This is a genomic window from Pseudoalteromonas sp. P1-13-1a (genome assembly GCF_001401875.1).
Classification (GTDB): Bacteria; Pseudomonadota; Gammaproteobacteria; order Enterobacterales; family Alteromonadaceae; genus Pseudoalteromonas.
Window position 1 is genome coordinate 38,925 of the sequence record NZ_LKDV01000013.1, and the last position, 21,730, is coordinate 60,654.

General features: G+C 42.4%; 22 protein-coding genes. 16 read left to right on the forward strand and 6 right to left on the reverse strand.

All coding sequences use genetic code 11. From position 1 onward, the window contains the following. Positions 1–25: 25 nt before the first annotated feature. Together AN391_RS10015 and AN391_RS10020 are read right to left on the reverse strand one after the other, a co-directional pair. Entirely contained in the window at positions 26–940 is a 915-nt protein-coding gene (locus AN391_RS10015; RefSeq protein WP_055015281.1) for a LysR family transcriptional regulator, read from the reverse strand. 162 nt (positions 941–1,102) lie between these two features. Further along, positions 1,103–3,172: a bifunctional 2',3'-cyclic-nucleotide 2'-phosphodiesterase/3'-nucleotidase gene (locus tag AN391_RS10020; protein WP_082429322.1), complete on the reverse strand. Its 2,070-nt coding sequence runs from the start codon at positions 3,170–3,172 to the stop codon at positions 1,103–1,105. Positions 3,173–3,430: 258 nt separating this feature from the next. Here AN391_RS10020 and AN391_RS10025 point away from each other — a divergent pair, with 258 nt between their 5' ends. The 10 genes from AN391_RS10025 (at position 3,431) to AN391_RS10070 (ending at position 11,644) form a co-directional block, all read left to right on the forward strand. After that, positions 3,431–4,720, forward strand: a complete 1,290-nt coding sequence (locus tag AN391_RS10025; RefSeq protein ID WP_055015282.1) for a M20 family metallopeptidase — start codon at positions 3,431–3,433, stop codon at positions 4,718–4,720. Positions 4,721–4,822: 102 nt separating this feature from the next. After that, a complete protein-coding gene (locus tag AN391_RS10030; protein ID WP_055015283.1) occupies positions 4,823–5,446 on the forward strand; it encodes a TetR/AcrR family transcriptional regulator in 624 nt (207 codons plus the stop codon). A gap of 380 nt (positions 5,447–5,826) precedes the next feature. Continuing rightward, positions 5,827–6,240 (forward strand): GFA family protein, encoded by a 414-nt coding sequence (locus AN391_RS10035; protein ID WP_055015284.1) that lies wholly within the window; start codon positions 5,827–5,829, stop codon positions 6,238–6,240. 326 nt (positions 6,241–6,566) lie between these two features. After that, a complete protein-coding gene (locus AN391_RS20610; protein WP_160318638.1) occupies positions 6,567–6,719 on the forward strand; it encodes a hypothetical protein in 153 nt (50 codons plus the stop codon). 81 nt (positions 6,720–6,800) lie between these two features. Beyond that, complete coding sequence (locus AN391_RS10045) at positions 6,801–7,385, forward strand: glycosyltransferase (RefSeq protein ID WP_055015286.1); 585 nt, start codon at positions 6,801–6,803, stop codon at positions 7,383–7,385. Beyond that, the gene (locus AN391_RS10050; RefSeq protein WP_055015287.1) at positions 7,382–8,401 is read left to right on the forward strand and encodes a glycosyltransferase; all 1,020 of its coding nucleotides are present in this window, start codon (positions 7,382–7,384) and stop codon (positions 8,399–8,401) included. Before AN391_RS10045 ends, AN391_RS10050 begins: the two co-directional genes overlap by 4 nt. Then, a complete protein-coding gene (locus AN391_RS10055) occupies positions 8,398–9,432 on the forward strand; it encodes a glycosyltransferase (protein WP_055015288.1) in 1,035 nt (344 codons plus the stop codon). The genes AN391_RS10050 and AN391_RS10055 overlap by 4 nt, the downstream gene beginning before the upstream one ends. Beyond that, on the forward strand, positions 9,416–10,474 hold the full coding sequence (locus AN391_RS10060; RefSeq protein WP_055015289.1) for a glycosyltransferase: 1,059 nt from the start codon (positions 9,416–9,418) through the stop codon (positions 10,472–10,474). The genes AN391_RS10055 and AN391_RS10060 overlap by 17 nt, the downstream gene beginning before the upstream one ends. Continuing rightward, on the forward strand, positions 10,464–11,306 hold the full coding sequence (locus AN391_RS10065; RefSeq protein WP_055015290.1) for a glycosyltransferase family 2 protein: 843 nt from the start codon (positions 10,464–10,466) through the stop codon (positions 11,304–11,306). Before AN391_RS10060 ends, AN391_RS10065 begins: the two co-directional genes overlap by 11 nt. Before the next feature lie 113 nt (positions 11,307–11,419). Beyond that, positions 11,420–11,644 (forward strand): hypothetical protein, encoded by a 225-nt coding sequence (locus AN391_RS10070; protein ID WP_055015291.1) that lies wholly within the window; start codon positions 11,420–11,422, stop codon positions 11,642–11,644. Here AN391_RS10070 and AN391_RS10075 read toward each other — a convergent pair. Then, positions 11,641–12,843: an MFS transporter gene (locus tag AN391_RS10075; RefSeq protein WP_055015292.1), complete on the reverse strand. Its 1,203-nt coding sequence runs from the start codon at positions 12,841–12,843 to the stop codon at positions 11,641–11,643. The two genes, AN391_RS10070 and AN391_RS10075, sit on opposite strands and share 4 nt — an antisense overlap. 101 nt (positions 12,844–12,944) lie before the next feature. Between AN391_RS10075 and AN391_RS10080 the strand changes: the two genes are divergently transcribed. Then, positions 12,945–13,727, forward strand: a complete 783-nt coding sequence (locus AN391_RS10080) for a helix-turn-helix domain-containing protein (protein WP_055015293.1) — start codon at positions 12,945–12,947, stop codon at positions 13,725–13,727. Positions 13,728–13,748: 21 nt separating this feature from the next. Here the strand turns inward: AN391_RS10080 and AN391_RS10085 are convergent, their stop codons facing one another. From AN391_RS10085 to AN391_RS10095, 3 genes are all read right to left on the reverse strand, one after another. Continuing rightward, positions 13,749–15,809 (reverse strand): TonB-dependent receptor, encoded by a 2,061-nt coding sequence (locus AN391_RS10085; RefSeq protein ID WP_055015294.1) that lies wholly within the window; start codon positions 15,807–15,809, stop codon positions 13,749–13,751. Between the two features lie 74 nt (positions 15,810–15,883). Then, the gene (locus AN391_RS10090; RefSeq protein ID WP_055015295.1) at positions 15,884–16,540 is read right to left on the reverse strand and encodes a YoaK family protein; all 657 of its coding nucleotides are present in this window, start codon (positions 16,538–16,540) and stop codon (positions 15,884–15,886) included. An 11-nt stretch (positions 16,541–16,551) separates the two neighbouring features. Further along, a complete protein-coding gene (locus AN391_RS10095) occupies positions 16,552–17,247 on the reverse strand; it encodes an ABC transporter substrate-binding protein (RefSeq protein ID WP_055015296.1) in 696 nt (231 codons plus the stop codon). A gap of 119 nt (positions 17,248–17,366) precedes the next feature. On the opposite strand from AN391_RS10095, the gene AN391_RS10100 reads away from it, so the two are divergent. From AN391_RS10100 to AN391_RS10120, 5 genes are all read left to right on the forward strand, one after another. Continuing rightward, the gene (locus AN391_RS10100) at positions 17,367–17,615 is read left to right on the forward strand and encodes a TIGR03643 family protein (protein WP_055015297.1); all 249 of its coding nucleotides are present in this window, start codon (positions 17,367–17,369) and stop codon (positions 17,613–17,615) included. Positions 17,616–17,691: 76 nt separating this feature from the next. Further along, positions 17,692–18,054, forward strand: a complete 363-nt coding sequence (locus AN391_RS10105) for a hypothetical protein (protein WP_055015298.1) — start codon at positions 17,692–17,694, stop codon at positions 18,052–18,054. 23 nt (positions 18,055–18,077) lie between these two features. Beyond that, entirely contained in the window at positions 18,078–19,157 is a 1,080-nt protein-coding gene (locus tag AN391_RS10110; RefSeq protein WP_055015299.1) for an endonuclease/exonuclease/phosphatase family protein, read from the forward strand. 740 nt (positions 19,158–19,897) lie between these two features. Then, the gene (locus AN391_RS20765; protein WP_055015300.1) at positions 19,898–20,881 is read left to right on the forward strand and encodes a YHYH protein; all 984 of its coding nucleotides are present in this window, start codon (positions 19,898–19,900) and stop codon (positions 20,879–20,881) included. An 11-nt stretch (positions 20,882–20,892) separates the two neighbouring features. Then, entirely contained in the window at positions 20,893–21,408 is a 516-nt protein-coding gene (locus tag AN391_RS10120) for a hypothetical protein (RefSeq protein ID WP_055015301.1), read from the forward strand. Positions 21,409–21,730: the final 322 nt, after the last annotated feature.

A 21,730-nucleotide genomic window follows, 5' to 3' on the forward strand; every position in this document is an offset into this window, starting at 1 on the left:
CATGCTCTAAATGAATAGCAATTATCTACGTTTTAAATACTTTGTTTTTTACAAGCTCCCTAAACCACTGGCATACAGGGTCGTTGTGATGACGTTGATGCCAATATAACGATACCTCAGCGTAACCTAAACCAAGCTCTTTTGGCGGTGTTTCGGCTATTACGTCGTGCTGCTGGCACACATCGGCAGCAAAGTGGTTGGGAACATAAAATATTAAGTCAGTATTTTCGGCAATGGTGCCAATACTATAAAAGTTTTTTAACCGTACAGGGGTCGCAATATTATCAATACCCAGTGCGGCAAAATTTTGTGCAATAGTTAAATCTTTTTCTCCCTGAATAGATATTTGTCCAAAGTTACAATCGCGCAATAGCTCAACACTTAGCTCACGATTGGCCAGTTTATGATTGCGTGCCATAACAAGTTTAAACTCTCGCTCAAACAATGGCTGGCAATAGAGCTTACCCTCTGAGTTAGCTGGTTTATGGCCTGTTATTACAAAATGGGCTTCGCCTTTTAGTAAATCAGAAAACTGTGGTTTAGGTAGGGTATCTATTTCAAGCGTTATATTAGGTGCTTGCTCGCGTACTTCTTTAATTATTGTTTTTATAAACAAATGCATTTGCGGCGGCAAACCAAATAGCTTTATGGTGGCTTCGCTGGTTTTAGGATCAAAGGTTTGCTTATTAACCAGCGTTTCTACCATATTTAAAATAGAATTTAAGTCTTGCTGAATCGACTGCGCTTTAGGTGTTAACTCGTAACCCCCTGCCATTCTTATTAATAACTGATCGTCAAACAGGGTGCGTAACTTACTCAAAGAACGGCTAATAGAAGGTTGGCTCATACCTAAAGTTAATGCGGTATTACTAATATGTTTTTCGTTTAATAGCTGTTTTAAAATAATAAGCAGGTTTAGGTCAAGCTGGTTTAAATTCATAGTTTGATTTGCAAGTTATCAGTATTTCGAGGCCTTATCCTAGCACTTAAAAAGAGCTTGGCGTAAATGTGTTTTTAATAAAAATAAGCCAGCACAACAAAATACACCGCTGTTAAAAAACAAAAACCAGCAATTAAGCTGGTTTTTGTAGGTTATGTGCTATTAGTTTTTTAAATCAATGGTGTATAGCGCAAAACCATTTTCGTCAGTTTTAAGTGGCGAGGTAGGCGCCACAGCTGGTAGTGTTTGGGCAATAGTCGCTACCTCCTCAAGCGGTGATGTTCTAAACACAACGTTTAGCTCTGTGCTGGTGGTCACGGGGCTAAAGCGCCAGTTATTATCGGCCGACGGGTCAATACTGCCTTTGCTACTTTTAGCGGCTTCGCTAATAATGTAACTACGCAGCACACCGCGGTTTTCATCTGGGCCTTCAAATGTTTCACGGCTGATGCCGTCAATCGCTGGGAAGTTTCCGCCGCCCGATGCACGATAGTTATTCGTTACAATTAAAAACTCTGCCTCTAAATCTATTGCTTCACCTTGGTATTGCAAGTTAGTGATGCGCGAATTGTTTTCACTTATTAATACGCCATCGTTGTTGTATCGCTTTGGCTGCGTTACGTCTATTTCAAAGGTAACACCGTCAATAATATCAAAGTTAAATGTAGGAAAAGTGGTATCGAGTAGGTTTTGCTCAGCACTGCTGTTTACATCAATTTGATTAAACTGACCTGCAGAGCGTTCAAGCCACTCTTTAACATCGTTACCTGTTACTTTTACCATACGAATAGTGTTTGGAAACACATACAAACTAACGGTATCTAGTAGGGTAATATCGCCTGCTTTTACATTGGTATAATCTTCAATACCATTGCGGCCAGCTCTAAATGGGGCTGCTGCCGAAAGTACCGGTAAGCCATCAAGCTCAGTGCCTTGAATAAACGCTTTGCCCCACGCTATTTGCGCATCTGATACTATTTGAATTGATGGGTCGTCTTGTACTAGTGCAAAAAAACTATAAATTGGGTTTGAAATTTCAGCAAATGGTTCGCTCACCCAATCAATCGTTGCTTGATGCTCAAGCTCAATTGCGGCAGCTACATCGGTATCTACAGCAGCTAAATCAACAAAGTCGCCGTTTTCGTCTGTACCACTAATGGCGCGGGTTTCTACTTTTGAGCTGGTCACTTCCCAGCCGCCTTCATCGTTTGGCTCAATAATTAAATCTATAACCCCTAAGTTATTGCCAAAAAAACCAGGCATAACAGCGGGTACACCATTAAGTTTTCCGTTTACGTTATCAATACCCGCCGACTCATAGCCATCGTACGACGCATCACCGGGAAACAAACGGTGGTTATGACCAAACAATATGGCGTCTACGTCATCTACTTTAGACAGGTAAAGGGCCGTATTTTCAGCAAGGTCCTCTTGGGCGCTGGCTGTTAACCCTGAGTGCGGAATGGCAATAATAATATCGGCGCCTTGTGCTTTCATTTGTGGAATGAACTTTTCAGCAGTAGCAACAATATCTTTTGCAATAACCTTACCTTGTAAGTGCGCGCTATCCCACTGCATAATTTGCGGTGGGGTAAGGCCTAAGTAACCAATTTTAATTGTTTGTTCGTTGCCGTTTATATCAAGTACGGCTTTGTCTTGAATGTAATACGGGGTGTAACGGTTTTCATCGTTGCTGTCGTCATCATCACCATCATCTACGTATACATTGGCATTAATATACGGGAAGTCGGCACCACTTAATGTGGCATCTAAAAACTCTAAGCCAAAATTAAATTCATGGTTTCCTAAGTTAGCTACATCGTAATCAAGCAAGTTCATCGCTTTAAAGGCGACATGGGTTGCACCATTTAAAATATCGTCTTTACGTACAATCGCTTCGTAATCGCCAAGCGGGCTGTTTTGAATTAAATCACCATTATCAACCAGTACACTGTTTTGCACTTCATTTCGGGCTTCTTTTATAAGGGTAGCAGTATTAACAAACCCTAAGGTTTCTGATGGGGCTTGTGCAAAGTAATCGTAGTTAGATAAATACATGTGTATGTCGGTTGTTTCCATTACACGCAAAGTAACCGGTGCAGGCTCTGGTGTTTCTACAACGACAGGGTCGTTATTATCGTCATCATCAATGTCGCAGCCACTCAATGCGAGTGCAATAGTTAGTGCCAATGTTGATTTTAAAACGTGCTTTTTAGTGATTCGATTTTTCATGGTCATTCCGTGTAATTTAAAAAGAGTACAGTAAAAAAGGTTTATTAAAGTATGATGAACTAAAATGTGAATCCATATTTACATTTTTAGGTGGTGCTATTACAGTAAACAGTGTTTTAGTATTACTTTCAAACTTGTGTGCCTTAGCGCTCGCAGTAAAAAATAAATTTAAAAATGGTGTAGGCTATAACTTGTCAGCACTTTTCGATAACACTAAATCGGTTGTTGGGCTTCATTAAAATAATAAAGGAAAACAGGATGAAAAAATCACTACTTTCAGTGGCATTAGGTTTTGCTGCACTTAGTGCGTTTAACGCACAGGCAAACCTTGATCAGCACGTTAAAAGTGTAGAGCAGCAGGTAATTGAATGGCGACGCGACTTTCACCAAAATCCTGAGCTTGGTAACCGCGAAACGCGTACCGCAGGCATTGTGGCTAAACACTTAAAGTCGTTAGGTATGCAAGTACAAACCGATATTGCTTACACTGGTGTTGTCGGTATTTTAAAAGGTGCAAAGCCCGGCCCTACGGTTATGCTTCGCGCTGATATGGATGCACTACCGGTAACAGAAAAAACAGATGTGCCATTTAAATCAACCAAAACCACCACTTACCGAGGCGTTGATGTAGGTATAATGCATGCCTGTGGTCACGATACGCACGTAGCTATGCTAATGGGCGCTGCACAGGTACTGGCAAACATGAAAGATGAGCTGCATGGCAACATTATGTTTGTGTTTCAGCCTGCTGAAGAGGGCGCACCTTTAGGCGAAGAGGGCGGTGCAGAGCTAATGCTTAAAGAAGGCATTTTTACCAAATATAAGCCAGATGTTGCCTTTGGCCTGCATATTACTTCAAGTCTACATACAGGTAAAATTGGTTATCGAAGTGGGCCATTTATGGCCAGTGCTGACCGCTTTGAAATAACTGTACATGGTCGCCAAGCGCATGGCTCAGCACCCTGGACTGGCGTTGATCCAATTGCTGCCGCTGCGCAAATTGTAACGGGTATTAACCACATTGTAAGCCGCCAAGTAAATATAACCAAAGAGCCGGCTATTGTGTCGTTTGGTAAAATTGCCGGTGGTGTGCGTAATAATATTATTCCTGAAGAAGTTGAAATGGTTGGTACTATTCGTAATTTTGATATGGATAATCGCGCGCAAATCTTTGAAAATATTAAAACAACCGCTACGCATATTGCCAAGTCGTCGGGGGCAACGGCCGATGTACATATACACGAAGGTTACCCTGTAACGGTTAATAACCCTGAGCTTACAGCGCAAATGTTGCCGAGCCTTGAAAAAGCAGCCGGTAAACAAAACGTGCAAGAAATGGGTAAAATAACCGGCGCAGAAGATTTTTCGTTTTATGCATTAGAAATACCCAGTGTATTTGTATTTTTAGGTGGTACACCAGCAAATCAAGACCTAAAAACGGTAGCAAGTAACCACTCACCGTATTTTTACGCCGATGAATCGTCGTTTAAAGTGGGGACCAAAGCGCTTAGCCAATTAGCGGTAGATTATTTAAATAGCCAAAAATAACGAAATAACTACCCAGTGAGTTAAGTAATTGCTGGTTAGGTTTTACTATTTATATTTACAAGCTGCACAGTGCGTGCGCTTTAAACCAATATGGTTGAATGTATGTCTGAACACCCTTTTTTGGTGCCCAAGCAACAACGTAGCCAACACACCCAAAAAAAACTATTAAAAGCGCTAAATCACAGTTTAAAAAGTAAGTTTTTTGAACACATAAGTATAAAAGAGCTGGCTGATTACGCCGAGGTGTCGGTTGGTACGTTTTACCGTCGCTTTAAAAACAAAGAGTCGCTGTTGCCTATGCTGTATCAAGACTTTGGTATTGCATTAGATAATTGGGTAACCGAGCTTGAGGTACAGCACTATGAAAACTTAGATGCTGTAGTTAACTCTTTATGCCATAAAACGTATGTGTTTTTATTATCACAACAGGGGGTATTTAGAACGCTACATTTAAATTCGCGTTTGCATAGTGAGTTATTAGGCAGTGATAAACACATAAATAGGCGAGTAATTTATCAGCGGTTAGCGCAATTACTTAGCCAAACAGATAGCAAAGTGAGCGATACGGCTGCAGGTACTGCGGTATTTTTAATTGTCAGCTCATTGCTTGATAAAGTACTGTATCACGATTTAACCCCTGCGATTGCGTGTGATTTATCGGCGCATCAATACGCGCAAGAGCTGCCTAAAATTATTTTAGCTTATTTAGGGCGTGTTGATCTTTGATGGTTGAATTTACAGCAGTATGTTTGGTTTTTAGGCAAGGCAGAGCCTATGAAGTGTGGTTATTCCCCATAAATAGGCGATAACGCTACATAAATGCCAAACATGCGCTGCCCTGCGGGTTCTGCCTAGGGGCGATAAACTCTTTGTTGTCTACATGGATGTAGGTAAGGGGCGTGAGCAGGACGCGGAAGCTTTGCTCGGTTTTTACTTATTCTTACATTGATGTAAGTCATTAGAATAACGCAGGAGCAGTTATCGAGCCCACTAGGTTACAAACCCCGCGCCGCGATTTTAATCGCCCCTAGATTGAACAAATTTCAATCCGCAAAGGTCAACACGCCCTAGGTTAAACACCTTTAAACATACTCAAGGAGAGTAAAATGAAAATTACTGGAAGCTGCTACTGTGGTGAAATTAAATACCAAGCCCAGTCGCAAAATAATAACGTACTTGTATGTCATTGTAGCGATTGCCAACGCATGTCGAGCGGGCCATTTAGGGCGGTAATAATGGCTGAGCCTAACTCGGTAGTATTTACCAAGGGCGAGCCAAAAGAGTATGTTAAAACAGCACAGAGCGGCAATAAACGTGCGCAAGGCTTTTGTGGTACGTGCGGCACTACACTTTACGCAACTAATGAAGCTAAAGCCGATAGAGTGTACGGCCTGCGTATAGGTGCTGTTGATCAGCGAGATGAATTTACCCCAGCTGCGCAAATTTGGTCGCAATCAACGCTTAAATGGCTAAACGATTTACACCAGGTGCCTGCTTTTGAAACTACACCTCAATCATAAGTGCTGTGAGCGTTGAGAAAAATAAAACAGCTAATTAGCTATGCTTTGCTAGCGGGAAAAATCTCGCTAGCTGCATTTTACTCCCTCCTTTTACCCCCTCTTTATATAAAAATTAAAATATTTGTAGGCTAAATGACTTTGTGAATTATTTTCATATTTTATTGAAATATATGCCTATATGCTCATTTGTAGTAATACCTCACCTCAGCTTTTGTATTTAAGTTTATGATATTTATAAAAATAAAGTTTATTTTTATATGTACCTATTTGGCTTGTTAATTGCTGATAAACACCACGGACTACATATTAATGATGAGGTGAAACGAATGAGAATTTTATCCACGAGCGAAGTAGGGGCTGAATTAGAAGCAGCCAAATCACGTTTAAAAAAATTACCCCATTGGAAACTCTCTGAAAAGTTAGCCTTAGAGCTGCGCTTAAAACAACTAAGCGCTTACTTTAACGAATACAAAAGTTAGCGTTTGATTTATTAGCGTAGTAGATATGGAAATTAATCCCCTTGTTTAAGCGGTTTTAAATAATATGGCTAAGGAAAAACAATGAAAAGCAAAAGGTACTGTAAAACGGCCATCGTGCTAGTAACTTACCACTGCAATGAAGGTGTTATAGAGCGCGTTAAAGAAATACAAAAATACGCCAGTAATTACATCATCACGATTGTTGATAACTCAACACAAAAGTACAAACAAAGGTATAACTTACGCCTGAGATTAAAGGCGATTGACCCCAACATTATTTATATTGATCACACACTAAACTGTCGGTTTACGGCTTATAACGTGGGGCTGCAAACAACGTTGAGTGATTTTGTTGTTTTTCGTACTGACGACGATGTATTTGATGAAAAGCACACTTTTAAACTAATAAACGAAGGCTTTGAAGAGGACTTTGTTTTTACTCCCTATTACTTTGATAATACAAAAAAAGTAGAGCGCACTTATCAAAGACCGATAGAAACCCTAGTATTTAAAAAGAATTCATTATTAGCGTTTTTACCTTTTAAAACAGCCCCAAGCAGCGATTGGCAGCTAATGAAAAAGATGTTTGCTACAAAAAGCAAAAAGGAAGTGCCACTCGTTCTTTTGTATAAAAAACCGCATGGTCGCGAGGAGCTTGCTGTATGAAACTAGCAATTATAGCGCATCCCCGATTTCCTATTAAATCTCCCTATGCTGGTGGGCTAGAAGCTTTTACTGGCGCATTAGTTGAATACTACCAATCAGTTTATGAGGTTACTTTATATGCTCACCCAGACAGTGAGGTTAACTGTAAATTAAAATCGTTCCCGATAGATAACAGCCAATATCAACAATACCCCGATATAGTTGAAAACGATTTTATGCTCAAGGTAATGGACGATATAGCTAAAGAGCAGTTTGACGTAGTGCATAACAACTCCCTTAACCCGATTCCCATACTGTGGGCCAGTAAACATAATATTCCTATGTTAACCACGTTGCACACACCGCCTTACTCAAAATTAAAAGCGGTGGTAGGGCTGGCTTCTTACTCGCCATTTATACACTTTACCGCAGTGTCGCACTCTTTAGCAGAAGCGTGGGAGCCTTTTATAAACGATAAAGTAGAAGTGACCTACAATGGTATAGACCTTAAGCGCTGGCAGGTAACAAAAAAGCCGCAAGATTATGTGTTTACGTATGGTCGAATATTACCAAGTAAGGGCATTGATATAGCAATATCTACAGCGCAACAAATGGGGATTGCTATTAAATTTGCCGGCCCCATAGCCGATCAACACTATATGGATGACGTAGTGCGGCCTTTACTAAAACCCTGCGATACCTATTTAGGGCACCTTGATCACCATAGTATCAAACACCAATTGGCTCATGCCAAAGCTGCAGTATTTGGCACCCGATGGGATGAGCCTTTTGGGCTTTCTACTTTAGAAGCTATGGCAACAGGTACGCCAGTGGTGTCGTTTAATCGCGGTGCATTTGCCGAAATAGTCAGTGAAGGCGCAGGCGTGCTTGCTAAGGGCAATAATGTAAATAGTTTAGCCGCCGCGCTTGAAGCTTCATTCTCACTAAATCAAAGCGATGTAATTAAAAGCGCTCGTAATTTTCCTATTGCAAAAATGTGTAGCGAATATAGCAATATACTGGGGAGGATTGCATGAGAATACTGATGGTCGCAAGCCCAATAGTCTCTTTAAGGCAGCCCTTTAAAGGGGGCACAGAAGCCTTTGTTGCTAATTTAGCTAACGCATTGTGTAAAAAAGGCCACACTGTTGATGTGTTGTGTAAAGATGCTGATGAAGAAAACGAGTTTAACATTTTACAGTTAGACGAATCCCCACTGCGTATGAAAGACAACATAACCACAGAGGAAGAAGGCCAAAAGCTGTACCAGGCTGCCCAATTTGCGCTAATCGATAATTCGTATTACGACGTTGTGCATTACCACAGTTACTACCATGCACTCTATGATGTGGCATTACTTCATAATATAAAAAGCGTAATTACTTTACATGCCCCAGTATCACCAAAGTTAGGTTTAATACATAAGCTGCATAAAGCGCGTAGCGATCACTGCTATATTGCTGTATCTAACAGGTTATGCAAAGAGTGGGAGGCTCACCTTGGTAGTGCCATTAAAGTGATTTCAAATGGCGTTACTCTACCCAAAAGTGAGTATGTGCAAAAAATTAATAAAACCCACGATTTATTTTGGATGGGACGTATTAACGCCGAAAAAGACCCAGTATCGGCGATTAAAATAGCGCAAAAATTACAGCGCAAATTATGCATAGCTGGCCCCGTTGAGGATAGGGAATACTTTAATGCTCACGTCGAACCGCTACTTACAGACTCCATTTATTATATTGGGCATTTAAAACACGATGAATTGTTTACACAGCTTGCTAAATCTTGTTTGTTTTTAGCTACCTCTAAGTGGAACGAACCTTTTGGCCTAACCACCATTGAAGCGCTTGCTCATGGTATACCTGTTGTAGGCTTTAAAACAGCCATACCAGAAGAGCTACGATTTTCTAACGTGTGTACTGCACTAAACAATGTGGATGAAGCTGTATCAGCCATTAAAAAGCTAGGCAAAGTGTCGCCGCAAGCGTGCCAATCTTTTGCTAAAAACTTCGACTTTAACGTGACTGTTTCAAATTATGAGGCCGAATATGCAGCACTTATATGAGCCAAATTTACCGACTGTATTTTTTTATGTTCACCATCATGGCGCGGGCCACATTACACGTGCTGAGTTACTTATTACTAAGTTACAAAATAGCTATAACGTAGTGGTGCTTTATGGTGATTTAAACGTAAAAATTGCTTTGAATAAAGTGTGTAAGCGAAGCATTTTTGAAAAGCTACCTTCTAAATGGGCAGGCCAAAGCGCTGTACAAAGAAGCTATAACACTGCATTTGAAGGAATCGAATACAGCGAAGCGCCACTTGAACGCTCCATAACCTTTAACCTATTGGCGCAGCAATACAAACCGGTACTATTTATCAGTGATGTATCGGCCGAACTGACTATTATGGCCAGAAGCATTGGTTTACCTGTTTTAATGCAGCGCCATTCGGGTGATATCAGTGGCGATCCCACGCAAGTGTTTGCTTACGAATGCGCGACTAAACTATATGCCCCGTACCCAAAGCAGCTTGAAACACCTCACTACAGCTATTTTAATAAAACTCATTATTTAGGATTTATATCAAAATACACAGGTTGTGAAAGCGCCACCAATACAGATTTTGGCAGCTGTATTACTTTGCTAATGACCGATGCCCAAAGCGCGGCATTAATTGCCCGTACACTGATTAAGTACACCGAACACGTTGAGGTTATTGGTTGCCAAGGTGAAGCCATTGAAGGAGTAACCTACAAAGGCAAAGTGAGCAATATAGATCAAGCGATTTCAGCAAATGTGGTTGTATCAAGTGGTGGCAATAACGCAGTATCACAGTTGTTATCACTGGGGAAAAAGCTGATTGTTATACCCGAAAACAGACCCTACCAAGAGCAAGATGAAAAAGCGCGCATGTTAGCTAAAAATAACCTCGCAGTGCATTTGCCTTTTTCAGCGTTTTTACAGCACAACAATGCTCAAATAGAGGCTGCGTTGGTTAATGTAAGAAAAACCCAAACAAATAAAACACAAATAATAAATGCTACAGAACAGTTTACCAGCGAGTTTGTAGAATTAGTTAAGGAGGTTGCAATTGAGTCGTAATTTTTCAATCGTTACTATTGTTAAAGGCCGCCACCAGCAGCTTGCTAACCTTATCCACAGTATAGAAAATAGCACGCTTCGCCCATCTGATATGGTGGTGGTGTGGATGGATGAAAAAAACAGCCATAATGTTACCCCAAACACGTCTTTTGTGACCAAAAATGTGTACATACAAGAAAACGGCTTACCCCTTGCTAAAGCGCGCAACACGGGGGTTAAAAATGCGCAGCAAAACGACGTTATATTTATAGACGTAGATTGCATTTGCTCCCCAACACTTTTTGAAAGTTTACTTGCTAAACTAACCCACGGATTAGTGGTCAGTGCTAAAGCAAAGTATTTACCGTATGTGCCCAAAATCGGTAACTATGAATTATTAGTGGAGGAAGCTGTTGATCACCCTAAACGCAAAAACTTACCTACAAACGAAGAGGTAGACTTTTTAACTTTTTGGTCTTTAATTTTTGTGATTAACAAACGTGACTTTAATAAAGTTAATGGTTTTGATGAGCAGTTTATTGGTTACGGCGCAGAAGACACCGACTTTGCAATGCAGTGCAAAGTAAGCAATATAAAGCTTAATTACATTGATGATTGGGTATTGCACCAGTACCACGATAAGTTTACGCCACCTATAAACTACGCTGAAGATATTTGTAATAACGCCAACACCTTTGCAAAAAAATGGCAGTTTTTACCTATGTTTGGTTGGCTAAAAAAAATGGCCGTTATGGATATAGTTAAAATTGACGAAAAGAACCACAGCGTTAAATTTTTAAAAAAGCCGACCCGCGATGAGATAGAAGCATGCCGCTCTACCTCGCCGTATTAAATGAGGTGTGCTGCATGCTAAAAGCGAAACAAGCAATGGATATGACAAACGATTATTGAAATTTTTTTAACTACATGACTGTCTATTTATAAGACCGTCGTGTGGAGAAATATATGTGTAGTTCACCTAAAAGTAGCCGAGCCGTTAAAAAGTCAGCCATTAACTTTAATGACGACCTAACTCAAGAGCAGCGCCTGCGTTTTGCTGCAAAAGCTAATTTAGCACAAGAGCGCCGCGCACAACGTGAAGCCACAAATAAGCGCTTTGAGAAAAAGCACTCATCAGTAAAAAAGCCAGCGACAGGCTTGTTAGCATGGTTACGCCAGTTGATAAGCTAGCTATTATTAAGCGTGGTATTTTTTCCGCTAAACCAGCCACATGTAGCACATAGCACACCCGCACCTGCACATAGCCAAAGTGGCGCACTCCAGCTGCCGGCACTTGTATGTAGCGCTCCAGCTATCATAGGGCCAATAGCCGCCAGTAAATAGCCAATACTTTGTGACATACCCGACAGTGAGGCCGCTTGTGTTGAGTTATCGGTACGTAAGCTAATAAACGATAGCCCTAAAATAAAACATGCCCCAGAGCTAAAACCTAGTAGAAGTGTCCATACTAATGCAAAACTTGGCATATATAACAAACCAAGCGCACAGGTTGCACTGAGTGATGCAAGTATAAAACTAAGCGCACTTTGATCTTTGAGCTTGGCAAGTAACGGTATAAGTACCAGCCCAGGTATGGCGGTCGCAATTTGAAAAGCCCCATGATAGGCACCTGCTTGCGTTGCACTTTGCCCCGCTTCGGTGAGTATGCTGGGTAGCCACGTAATGATGATGTAGTTTAAAAACGAATTTAAACCTAACAATAGTGTAATTTGCCATGCAAGTGCATAACGCCAAATGCTTTTAGTAAGTACTGAGGTATGCGCTGTTTGCGTCGGTTTTGTGTGTTTATTTAATTGCGCCATCCATATAACTAACGTGCTAAGTGTAATAAGTGCACTTGCGCCTAAAGCAAACTGCCAGCCTAAGCCTTCATATTGGCTAAGCGGATAAACTATCGTTGAAAAACCACCAGATACAACGCCCATGGTGAGTACATAAGCAGAAGTCATTACCGCAACTTTTGCTGGAAAGTCGCGTTTTATTAAACTCGGTAGGAGTACATTAGCTATGGCAATACCGGCGCCTATTATGGCGGTGCCAACAAATAGCATAATGGCTGAATCAATCACGCGCCCAGCAATACCCAGTAATATTAAAAATACAGCAAAAAACAATGTGCGCTCAAGCCCTTGGCGCTTAGCCAGGCTTGCAGCCATAGGCGATATAATGGCAAAAGCAATTAGCGGTAACGTGGTAATAAAGCCTGCTTGCGAAGCGGTTAAATTAAAGTGCGCGATTATTTGTTCAAGCACAGGGGCAACCCCTGTAAAAGGCGCACGTAAATTGGCAGCAATAAGTAAAATACCGATTACAAGTAATACGCCTGAAAAGCGAGACATACCGCTATTACTGTTAGGTGTGTGGGTCATTATTACAAAATTTGTTAGCTAATTATGGGCGCTAGTATAAACAAATCAGCAGTATTATAATTTAGCTATACTGACATTAAATAACTAAAAACTGACAAAATATGTTTGAGCCTAAAGGGTGGGGATACCTACAAAACTACGAGCACATGGTACAGCCCATAATCGCCAAAGTAGATACCGCACAAGGCAGTAAAGAATACCCTTTACATACACACCCAAAAGGGCAATTAATATTAGCGCTTGATGGTTATGTAACCTGTGAAGCAGCAAATAAAATGTGGATGGTGCCAACACACAGCGCTATTTGGGTACCTGCAAACACCTTACACAGTAACCGCGCATCTGATAACGCCAAATTATGTTTTGTATTTATTGATGCCAATAAGCACGGTATGCCACAGCATACCTGTACATTAGCAATAACGGGGCTGGTAAAAAGTTTAATGCTTAAACTCGCCAGCGAGCACCAAGCCTATAATGAAGACTCTAAAACAGCACGTTTAGCTCAGGTACTGTTTGATTTGCTTATAGAAATGCCCGCCCAACCGCTTGATTTTGTGTTATCTAAGCATGCGGTTATTCAAGCAATGGGGCAGCAGTTACTCGCACAGCCAAATAATCGCAAAACCCTTGCACAATGGGCACACGATTTTGCTTTAACTGAGCGTACGTTGGCACGGCTTATAAAAAAGCAAACCGGCATGACCTTTGGTAAGTGGCGAATGCAATTACATGTAATTAACGCGCTGCAGGCATTGTCAGATGGGCAAAGCGTACAGCAAGTGTCGGCGTTATTAGGGTATGAGTCGGTGAGTGCGTTTATAACTATGTTTAAAAAGGTTATGGGCAAATCGCCCACTAAATACATGGGCGATTTAAATTAGTTAAATCTTTAAGTTAACGCCTTACCACGTGTACGTAGCTGAAATCATAGCGTTACGGGGTTTACCAGGAAAGTACCTATCGCCAGTAAAGCTGGTGTAATCAGCACGCTCAGCGTAAGCTTCGTCGGTCAGGTTAATTATACGTGCAAGCACTTCTAGATTATTGGTAACTTGCCACTTTGCCCGCAAGCTTAAAATATCATGCCCCTCGTAGCTATGTAGGTTTTCTGGGTCGGTATAGTAACTACTTACGCTATGCCATTGCAGTGCAAGCGCTAGGTTATTAAAGGCTTGCCAGGTTAAATCAAGGTTAGCTACATTTCGAGGCGCGGTGTCTACGTTGTTACCGTTTATATTTAGCCCATTAATTAACTGGTTATTGGTATATGTGTGCTTTGCATGTGTACCTGCAAATTGTAAGTTAAGCGTTTTGCTTAATGCGTAGTCTACTTCAAGCTCAATCCCTCGGTGGCGTGAACTGCCATCATTAACGTTATAAAAGTCGCTATCGCGATAAATAGTGTTGTGTTTACTCATGGCATACACAGCCAATGCATAATTCACATCGCTGTAATACCCTTTTAAGCCAAGCTCGGCATTATTGGCTATTTCCGGGTTTAAATTAGCGGTAGTTTGCTCGCGTTGTAATTGGTAAAGCTCTGCCGCTTGCGGCGCTCGGTAGCCACGTGAAAAGTTAGCGTATAGCGTATTGTTTTTGTTGACCTTGTAGCTTACACCAAGCTTAGGTGAGGTATTGCTAAAGCTATTTTTACCACTGGCCGGGCGACTATAACGGCATCCGCCAAAACCACATTCAGTGCCATCATCTTTTGTGCGGCCAGTCAGCATATTATTAGTGTAGTCGTACTGCATGTGCTCATATCTTAGGCCGGCGCTAATAAACCATTTATTTAATTGCCACTCAACTGATGCAAACGGTGCATACAGGGTTGCGTTTACATCGTAATCGTAATGTTTGCCTTGTGGTACTGTGGCTACTAAAAATGCAGAGCCCTGAGTTGGCTCGTTTTGGCTTTGTGTAAAGTCGCTGCGAGTGTATTCGCCATCAAGCCCTAGGTTTACTTTTATATTACTTTGCAAGTTATGTTGATACAGCGATTGCACACCTATGCCTGTTTGACTGTTGGTTTCAAGCGGGGTGCCAGGTAAAAAATGCTTAAAAAAGTCCATGCTTTGGTCGCGCACATAAGGCGTTATAGAAAGCACATTGCTATTTTTTAATTGCCACTGGGCGTTGCTCCACGCTCTAAATGAGCGGGCTTTTCTAAAGGCATCGGGATCAAAGTTTTGCTGTGCTATGTCTTCGTTTTTATAGCTTTTAAAACCCGTTATAAAGCCTGCAGTTTGCTGATCTAAATTTGTGTATGTAAGGCCGGAGGTCAGTAACAGGTTATCGTTTTCAAAGCGGTGGCGAATATTTACTTTTTGCTGTTTAACGCTTTCATCATCACGGTAACCAGTATCGTCGGTAACACTTGCATTAATGCCAATCCCACTGTTGCCGTAGTCTTTCCCTGCGCGTAATTTATAACGAGCATACCCGTATGAGCCATAATCAAGCCCAACAAGTCCGCCGCCTTGGGTGGTGTCTGGCGTTATTACATTAATTACACCATGCACGGCGTTTGAGCCATAAAGTGCAGAGCCCGGGCCTTTTAATACTTCAATGCGCTTTGCCATTTCGCTATGCGCTTCAAATAGCTCGTTTATATTACAAAAGCCCGCAGCACGTAGCGGTATGCCATCTTCAAGGGTGAGTATGCCGCCACAGGCTGCCGCGCCCGAGAGCACCGGTGAGCGAAGTGCCGGTAAGTATTCTTGCCCATTTCCGCGCTGTACATTAGCACCTGCAATACGTTGTAACGACTCTTCAACATGAGTAGGCGCAATGCTATTTAATTGCGCCTCAGATAAGGTACTAATAGTAAGCGGATAGGGTGTAGCCAGTGCTTCTGTACGTGATGCGGTGGTTGTTATGGTTTCTATTGCATCATTGTTTTGATTGTCGGCAATTGCAACATGGCTGAGTGGCAATAGCAGCGGCAAAATATAAGGTTTCATACATTCCTTTAAGGTGAATAACGCTTTATTAACACCATGGTAAGGTGTTTTAAACCGTTTTTAAACCGCGTGCGTTAAAGTGTGCGAACTCTGTAAATTTTATACGTTACAGATAATACAAAGCACGCCAGCGCAGGCACCACTAAAGCAAGTATTGAGTAATACTCAAATAAAATAAACCCAGTAATACCGCCAAGTAAAAAACCAAAAATAATAAGTAAAAACATAACGCCTTTGCGGGTATCAAAGGGTTCACCTTTTAGCGCTTTGCCTATCATTAGGCCAAGGTCGGTAAAAATTCCGGTTAAGTGAGTAGTACGCACTACTGCGCCGCTGTAGTTAGTGGCAAGGGCGTTTTGTAAACCACACGCAGCGCTGGCAAGCGTAATACCATAAACATGGGCGCGGCTAAGTAAATAGGCGCTTAAAAGTAGTAATAGGCCTTCAATAAATAATAGGGTGTCGTAATGTCGCCCAAGCTTTAACGAGCCGCCAGTGAGTAAAAAGCCAGAAAGCGCCGAGCCCAGCATAAAGCTTACAATTATACTTACAAGTAGTAACGCAACAGAGGTACTGTTCATTAGTTTTATACCAAGTAAAGTAACGCTGCCTGAAAGGTGAGAGATGGCCTGATGCTCAAATCCTAATAACCCTACCGCATTCACAATGCCAGCAATAAAAGCGAGCGTAAACGCGCCGTACTCAACCCATTTTGGTAATTTAGTTAACATCGCCTACCTTATTAATGCACACCGAATTGCGCTTTGTAGCGTTTTATTTGCTCATCAACCAATTTGGTGTTTATTACGCCGTGCTTAAAAGCAATATAAACAGGTAGGGTGTAGTCTTCAAGTTGCTTTGCACGTATGTTTTTATAACCTTTTGAGTACCATAAACCGGCTTGATAATTAGTAATTGCGTAGTCAACACGCTGTTTATCCAGCAAATCAAACGTGGCTTTCGTTGAGAGTGAACGCATTAAATTACTATCATCAATATTATAATGCGCAGCAATAATATTAGGTAAAGCAACGCCTCTTAACATAGCTATACGCGCAGTTGATAAGTCATCTGTAAATTGTTTTTCCTTATTTGTTGTAAATAAACCAAATTGGGTGGTGTGCAGAGGCTCACTGGTAAAGTCTAAATATTGCGCACGCTCGGTATTATTAGCCAACGCAAAGTAACAATCGTAGTAGCCTAATTTCATTTCTTTTTTTATACGTGCCCACGGTAAATGTACCACCTCAATGGTTACACCTAAATTACGCTCTATAAAAGTTAAATAGTCTATATCTATGCCTGTAAAAGTGCGCGTTTGGGTATCGTAAATTGTAAAAGGCGGGTAGTGAGTCGTTGCACAGCGTAGCGTTTTATTTGGCGCGGCTAATAATAGCGAAGAAAAACTAAAAGCTAAAAGCAGCAGTAATGTGCGCATAAATATAAATCCAATTTTTTCTTATGTTAGTGTGTTTATTATACAGTGATATTCGCCCTCGAGGTGATGATCTATGTATTTTTTCTTCTCGTATAAGTTTAAATTTTTAAGAGATAACCATGTTTAACGCAGAGCAACAATCGCGAATCATAGAAATGGCGTGGGAAGACAGAACTCCCTTTGAGGCTATAGAGCAGTTATACGGACTTAATTATTCACAGCTTGTATCGTTTATGAGGGGGCACATTTCAAAGGGCAGTTTTAAAGTGTGGCGTAAACGTCATGCAGGGCGTAAAACAAAGCATTTAAAATTACGAGACCCAGCCATAATGCGCAGCCACTGTAAAACACAGTATAAGCAGCGATAAAAGCTATTTTTAAGTTTCATACGATGTTCAGCCGTGTTTGATAATCTTTAGTCATTAACTTTATTAGAGATTATTTATGAAAGCGTTTTTATTCACTGTATTTTTAGCAGGCGCCTTGGTTAGCATTAATGCCCAGGCAAAGCCCAATAAAGACAATCACGGCCATAAAAACGGCCACCATAAACATCAGCAGCACAACTATAAAAGCAGCAATAAACTATCTAAAAAGCAGCACAAAAAATTAGTACGTGCTGGTTGGACACCACCAGGGCTAAGTAAGCGTTACCACAAAGGCGATTACCTAGATCGCAATGTATATAAAAAAGGCCGCGTTATTGAACGCTCCAGAGATAATGGTACAGTAAGTATAAAAATTGACCGTACAATTATTCATATGGTGCACGACACCCGAGAAATACTTTCAATTCTAACTCGTTAAGTACACTTTATAAGGATATTTAAATGCTCATTGCACTGGCTCTAATCATTGGCTTTTTTTTATTAGTGACCTTGTTACCTATGTCGTACAGTCAGCACTATTTAGTGCGCAGCTGCGACTTTGTCCGACTTCAGGTATTTTATATAGCTAGCGCTGTTGCAGTCGTGTCGTTGTATTTACTGTGGCAAAGCGGCAATAGCGGGTACTTGTATACTGCTTTAACCGCATTACTAACCATGATATTACAAGGGAAATGGATATTTCCTTACACTTGGCTTGCTAAAAAAGAAGTTAAAACCGCCTCAGTGAGCGAAGATCACAGTGTAAGAATCATGTCGGCTAATGTACTTATGTCAAACCACAATAGTGAGCAACTAATCTCACTAGTTGATAAGCACCAGCCTGATTTGTTGATAACTCTTGAAAGCGATAGCTGGTGGGAAAACAAATTAGCTGTTCTTAAAAAAAACTACCCATACTTTATAGAGTGCCCAAAAGACAACCGTTATGGCATGCACCTATACAGTAAATTTAAAATCCTTGATGCGCAAATATGTGAGCTCATTGAAGACGATATACCTTCAATTCATATATTGTTCGAAAACAATGAAGGCCTTGAAATGCAAGGGCACTTTATACACCCCGCGCCACCAAGCCCCACTGAAGAAGACTCATCGCGCCCACGCGACTCGGAGCTCATAATGGTGGCAAAAGCACTTAAAAATCCATCACGCCCGACCATTGTAGCCGGCGATTTAAACGACGTAGCTTGGTCGCGCAGCACGCGTTTATTTATGCAAATAAGTGGTTTTTTAGACCCACGTAAAGGCCGTGGCTTTTACAACACCTTTCACGCAAGTTACTTTTTTATGCGCTGGCCGCTTGACCATTTATTTCACAGCCAAGGCTTTAAAGTAAAACGCATTAAGCGCCTTGCTAAATATGGCTCTGATCATTTTGCATTACTTACCGAACTGGTGTTTGAAAACGCCAAGCAGCAATCATTAGAAGATAAACCAAAAGAGCTTAAGCAAGAAGAAATTCAAGAGCTTGCTATGAGCAAAGCCGATAAGCGAAAGGTGCCAAGGTTTGAGAAGAAGTGATAGCTATTAGTTTTTAGCTATTAGCTGTTAGTTGAATATGTTTAAACTTGAACGCCCAAGTTTAACTCATGGTACTTCATCAGCTTGTGTAGGTCGGATAAGCGAAGCGCCATCCGACACAGTAAAATACCTTGCCTTATGATCAATATTTTATGCAGTTGAGTGGCTCTGGGCGTGGAGTTGCCTTTCCGGTTTAACTCGTTTCTGCCCCAAAGTGAGTTGGAATAAATGCCCTAATATCTATTTTTCAGAAATAGCTAAACATTGAGTTTGACTTAAAATAAGAGTTAATTGATTTCCACACTGTGTAGCTCGCGCATATATTCAAAAAAATGAACGATGAGCGTATCTTCTTTTTCTGAATACCTTTAGTGTTAATAAAAATATTATAGTTGGCATTGCATTACATTTTTTGTTAAAAATAGTTTTAGTAATACATGCACATGCGCGTAACCTCGGCAGGAAGATGCATGAATGGCGCACTATAAAATTGTTATGCGATAGACAACGAGCCTATCGCAACGAAGCGTGCGGTGAGCCAGGTCACGCTTGTTGAGGTTCACGCCGCCTGGCGTGATAACGAAGCGCTCACCACGTTGACTTTAAGACTGCGGAACCGGCATGGGGGCAAGGTGCTGGGCTCGGAGTTGCGCGACGCCGCACAGCTGCCGCAATCTAGATGAGAACTGAGCCAGAGGCTTTGCATTTGGTAGAACTTCAAATATAAAAGGATACCCAGAATGTCGAACAAAGCTCTTTACATCACAGCTGCCGCATCGGTCCTGGTTGCCGTATGCGTACTGCACTTTTCGTCATCCGACACGCAGAATGTGTCTGGTTTCGCCGTTGACACCACTGCCGGAATCAAGGCTGCGCAGTGGAGTGACAACGTCACCATCACGCTGAACCCCGAAGAGCGGACGTTCCGCTACCAATCAGATGGCATCCCCTCAACCTATTTAGCCGATGCCTATCTGGTTCCGGACGATCCTAGTATGATGCCGTTCAGTACCAACCCGGACGCGACATTCTGGACGCTTGATGCAGGCGACATCGAGGCATCTCTCATCGACACGACGATCACCACGCAGCCCGTCTATTCTGAAACGCCCACCCAGACAATGTTGGGGGAGATCGGGTTCGCCATCAACGGGGCACGCATTTTCAATGACTACGAGGATATGGAGCAGACCATCGTGGCTCTCGACGACAACATCATCCACGATCACGCGGCATTTGTGGACGAATGCAACGGCCACCCTCTGGGCGACGGCACAACCTACCACTATCATGGCGTACCGATCTGCCTGAGTTCCAAGGTCGACGTAAGAGGTGAGCATTCGAGAATGATCGGCGTGTTGCAGGATGGGTTTCCCGCGTATGCCAATCAGGGGGAGGGCGGTGTCGTGATGACCAATGCCGATCTGGATGAATGCGGCGGGCATTTTGGCGTCACCCCCGAGTTTTCCGATGGCATCTATCACTACCATCTGACCGCGGACGAAGCCCCCTATTCCATTGATTGCTATCATGGAGAGGTCGAAATAGCTGCTCGTGGCGGCCGCCCCGACTTTAAAGCTGTGGCCGAAAAATTGGGCGTCAGTGAGGCAGCCCTGACCGAGGCCCTCGGCGATGGCCCACCGGATCTCGACGCGGCTGCGGAAGCCCTTGGCATTTCGGTCGATGAATTGCGCGCGGTTCTGCCCCCGCCTCCGGGTCAATAAGGCAGCGCGCGATGGAAAAGCTCGCCTATCTCGTTATCGGGGCCGCCGTCGCGGTGATCGTGATGACTCTTTTCCCGCTTGCTCAAGATACAAATGGGGCATCGGACACTGCCAAGGCACCGATGCAAATGACTATGAGCGGCATGGTCGGCCATTCCCATCCGCCCCGTGAAGTGTCCGCCGAACTGCCCGCGCCCACGGTGACGCATCTTGTCTTCCCCGACGCGATGGACGGCTACAATGTGCAAATTCTGACGGAGAACTTTACCTTCACCCCGTCGCGGATCAACCGCAAATCGGTCTTCAACGAAGGCCACGCCCATATCTACTTGAACGGCGCGAAGATCGCGCGGGCATATTCGATGTGGTTCCATTTACCCGGCAGCTTGATGCAACCGGGTGAGAACACGGTGACCGTTACGCTTAACGCGAACGATCACGGAGAATGGAGCCGGGACGGTGAGCCGATCTCGTCGACGGTAATAGTCCATGGCCCTGTAACTCGAGGCGGACAAGTAACCCGTTGAAACGCTCGCGTTTAGTGGGTTACCTATATAGGGATTGAATGGCCGTTAATGACCGATCTTGCCCTGAACATACGAATCGTCCTACGGCCGGCCACTGGTGCGAGGCGTTACTGATTAAATACCCTAATGAGGTTATGTTCACAACGAGTTTACCTACCGGTTGCACATCGCTCTTACCTGCCTAGCCTATCTGAACTCTAAGCTTAGTATCAGTTTTTCCATATCAATTGTCAGCTTAGTTTTAATTTTCTCACTGTGTTTATGGCTTTAAATACACTTGTAGGGTGGGTCTATTAGTGCATAAAACCATGCAGCTATACCC

What these genes read in the sequence shown, in the direction of transcription:
- AN391_RS10015 (WP_055015281.1), bottom strand. Translation starts at nt 940, where the DNA reads ATGAATTTAAACCAGCTTGACCTAAACCTGCTTATTATTTTAAAACAG.
- AN391_RS10020 (WP_082429322.1), bottom strand. Translation starts at nt 3,172, where the DNA reads ATGAAAAATCGAATCACTAAAAAGCACGTTTTAAAATCAACATTGGCA.
- AN391_RS10025 (WP_055015282.1), top strand. Translation starts at nt 3,431, where the DNA reads ATGAAAAAATCACTACTTTCAGTGGCATTAGGTTTTGCTGCACTTAGT.
- AN391_RS10030 (WP_055015283.1), top strand. Translation starts at nt 4,823, where the DNA reads ATGTCTGAACACCCTTTTTTGGTGCCCAAGCAACAACGTAGCCAACAC.
- AN391_RS10035 (WP_055015284.1), top strand. Translation starts at nt 5,827, where the DNA reads ATGAAAATTACTGGAAGCTGCTACTGTGGTGAAATTAAATACCAAGCC.
- AN391_RS20610 (WP_160318638.1), top strand. Translation starts at nt 6,567, where the DNA reads ATGAGAATTTTATCCACGAGCGAAGTAGGGGCTGAATTAGAAGCAGCC.
- AN391_RS10045 (WP_055015286.1), top strand. Translation starts at nt 6,801, where the DNA reads ATGAAAAGCAAAAGGTACTGTAAAACGGCCATCGTGCTAGTAACTTAC.
- AN391_RS10050 (WP_055015287.1), top strand. Translation starts at nt 7,382, where the DNA reads ATGAAACTAGCAATTATAGCGCATCCCCGATTTCCTATTAAATCTCCC.
- AN391_RS10055 (WP_055015288.1), top strand. Translation starts at nt 8,398, where the DNA reads ATGAGAATACTGATGGTCGCAAGCCCAATAGTCTCTTTAAGGCAGCCC.
- AN391_RS10060 (WP_055015289.1), top strand. Translation starts at nt 9,416, where the DNA reads ATGCAGCACTTATATGAGCCAAATTTACCGACTGTATTTTTTTATGTT.
- AN391_RS10070 (WP_055015291.1), top strand. Translation starts at nt 11,420, where the DNA reads ATGTGTAGTTCACCTAAAAGTAGCCGAGCCGTTAAAAAGTCAGCCATT.
- AN391_RS10075 (WP_055015292.1), bottom strand. Translation starts at nt 12,843, where the DNA reads ATGACCCACACACCTAACAGTAATAGCGGTATGTCTCGCTTTTCAGGC.
- AN391_RS10080 (WP_055015293.1), top strand. Translation starts at nt 12,945, where the DNA reads ATGTTTGAGCCTAAAGGGTGGGGATACCTACAAAACTACGAGCACATG.
- AN391_RS10085 (WP_055015294.1), bottom strand. Translation starts at nt 15,809, where the DNA reads ATGAAACCTTATATTTTGCCGCTGCTATTGCCACTCAGCCATGTTGCA.
- AN391_RS10090 (WP_055015295.1), bottom strand. Translation starts at nt 16,540, where the DNA reads ATGTTAACTAAATTACCAAAATGGGTTGAGTACGGCGCGTTTACGCTC.
- AN391_RS10095 (WP_055015296.1), bottom strand. Translation starts at nt 17,247, where the DNA reads ATGCGCACATTACTGCTGCTTTTAGCTTTTAGTTTTTCTTCGCTATTA.
- AN391_RS10100 (WP_055015297.1), top strand. Translation starts at nt 17,367, where the DNA reads ATGTTTAACGCAGAGCAACAATCGCGAATCATAGAAATGGCGTGGGAA.
- AN391_RS10105 (WP_055015298.1), top strand. Translation starts at nt 17,692, where the DNA reads ATGAAAGCGTTTTTATTCACTGTATTTTTAGCAGGCGCCTTGGTTAGC.
- AN391_RS10110 (WP_055015299.1), top strand. Translation starts at nt 18,078, where the DNA reads ATGCTCATTGCACTGGCTCTAATCATTGGCTTTTTTTTATTAGTGACC.
- AN391_RS20765 (WP_055015300.1), top strand. Translation starts at nt 19,898, where the DNA reads ATGTCGAACAAAGCTCTTTACATCACAGCTGCCGCATCGGTCCTGGTT.
- AN391_RS10120 (WP_055015301.1), top strand. Translation starts at nt 20,893, where the DNA reads ATGGAAAAGCTCGCCTATCTCGTTATCGGGGCCGCCGTCGCGGTGATC.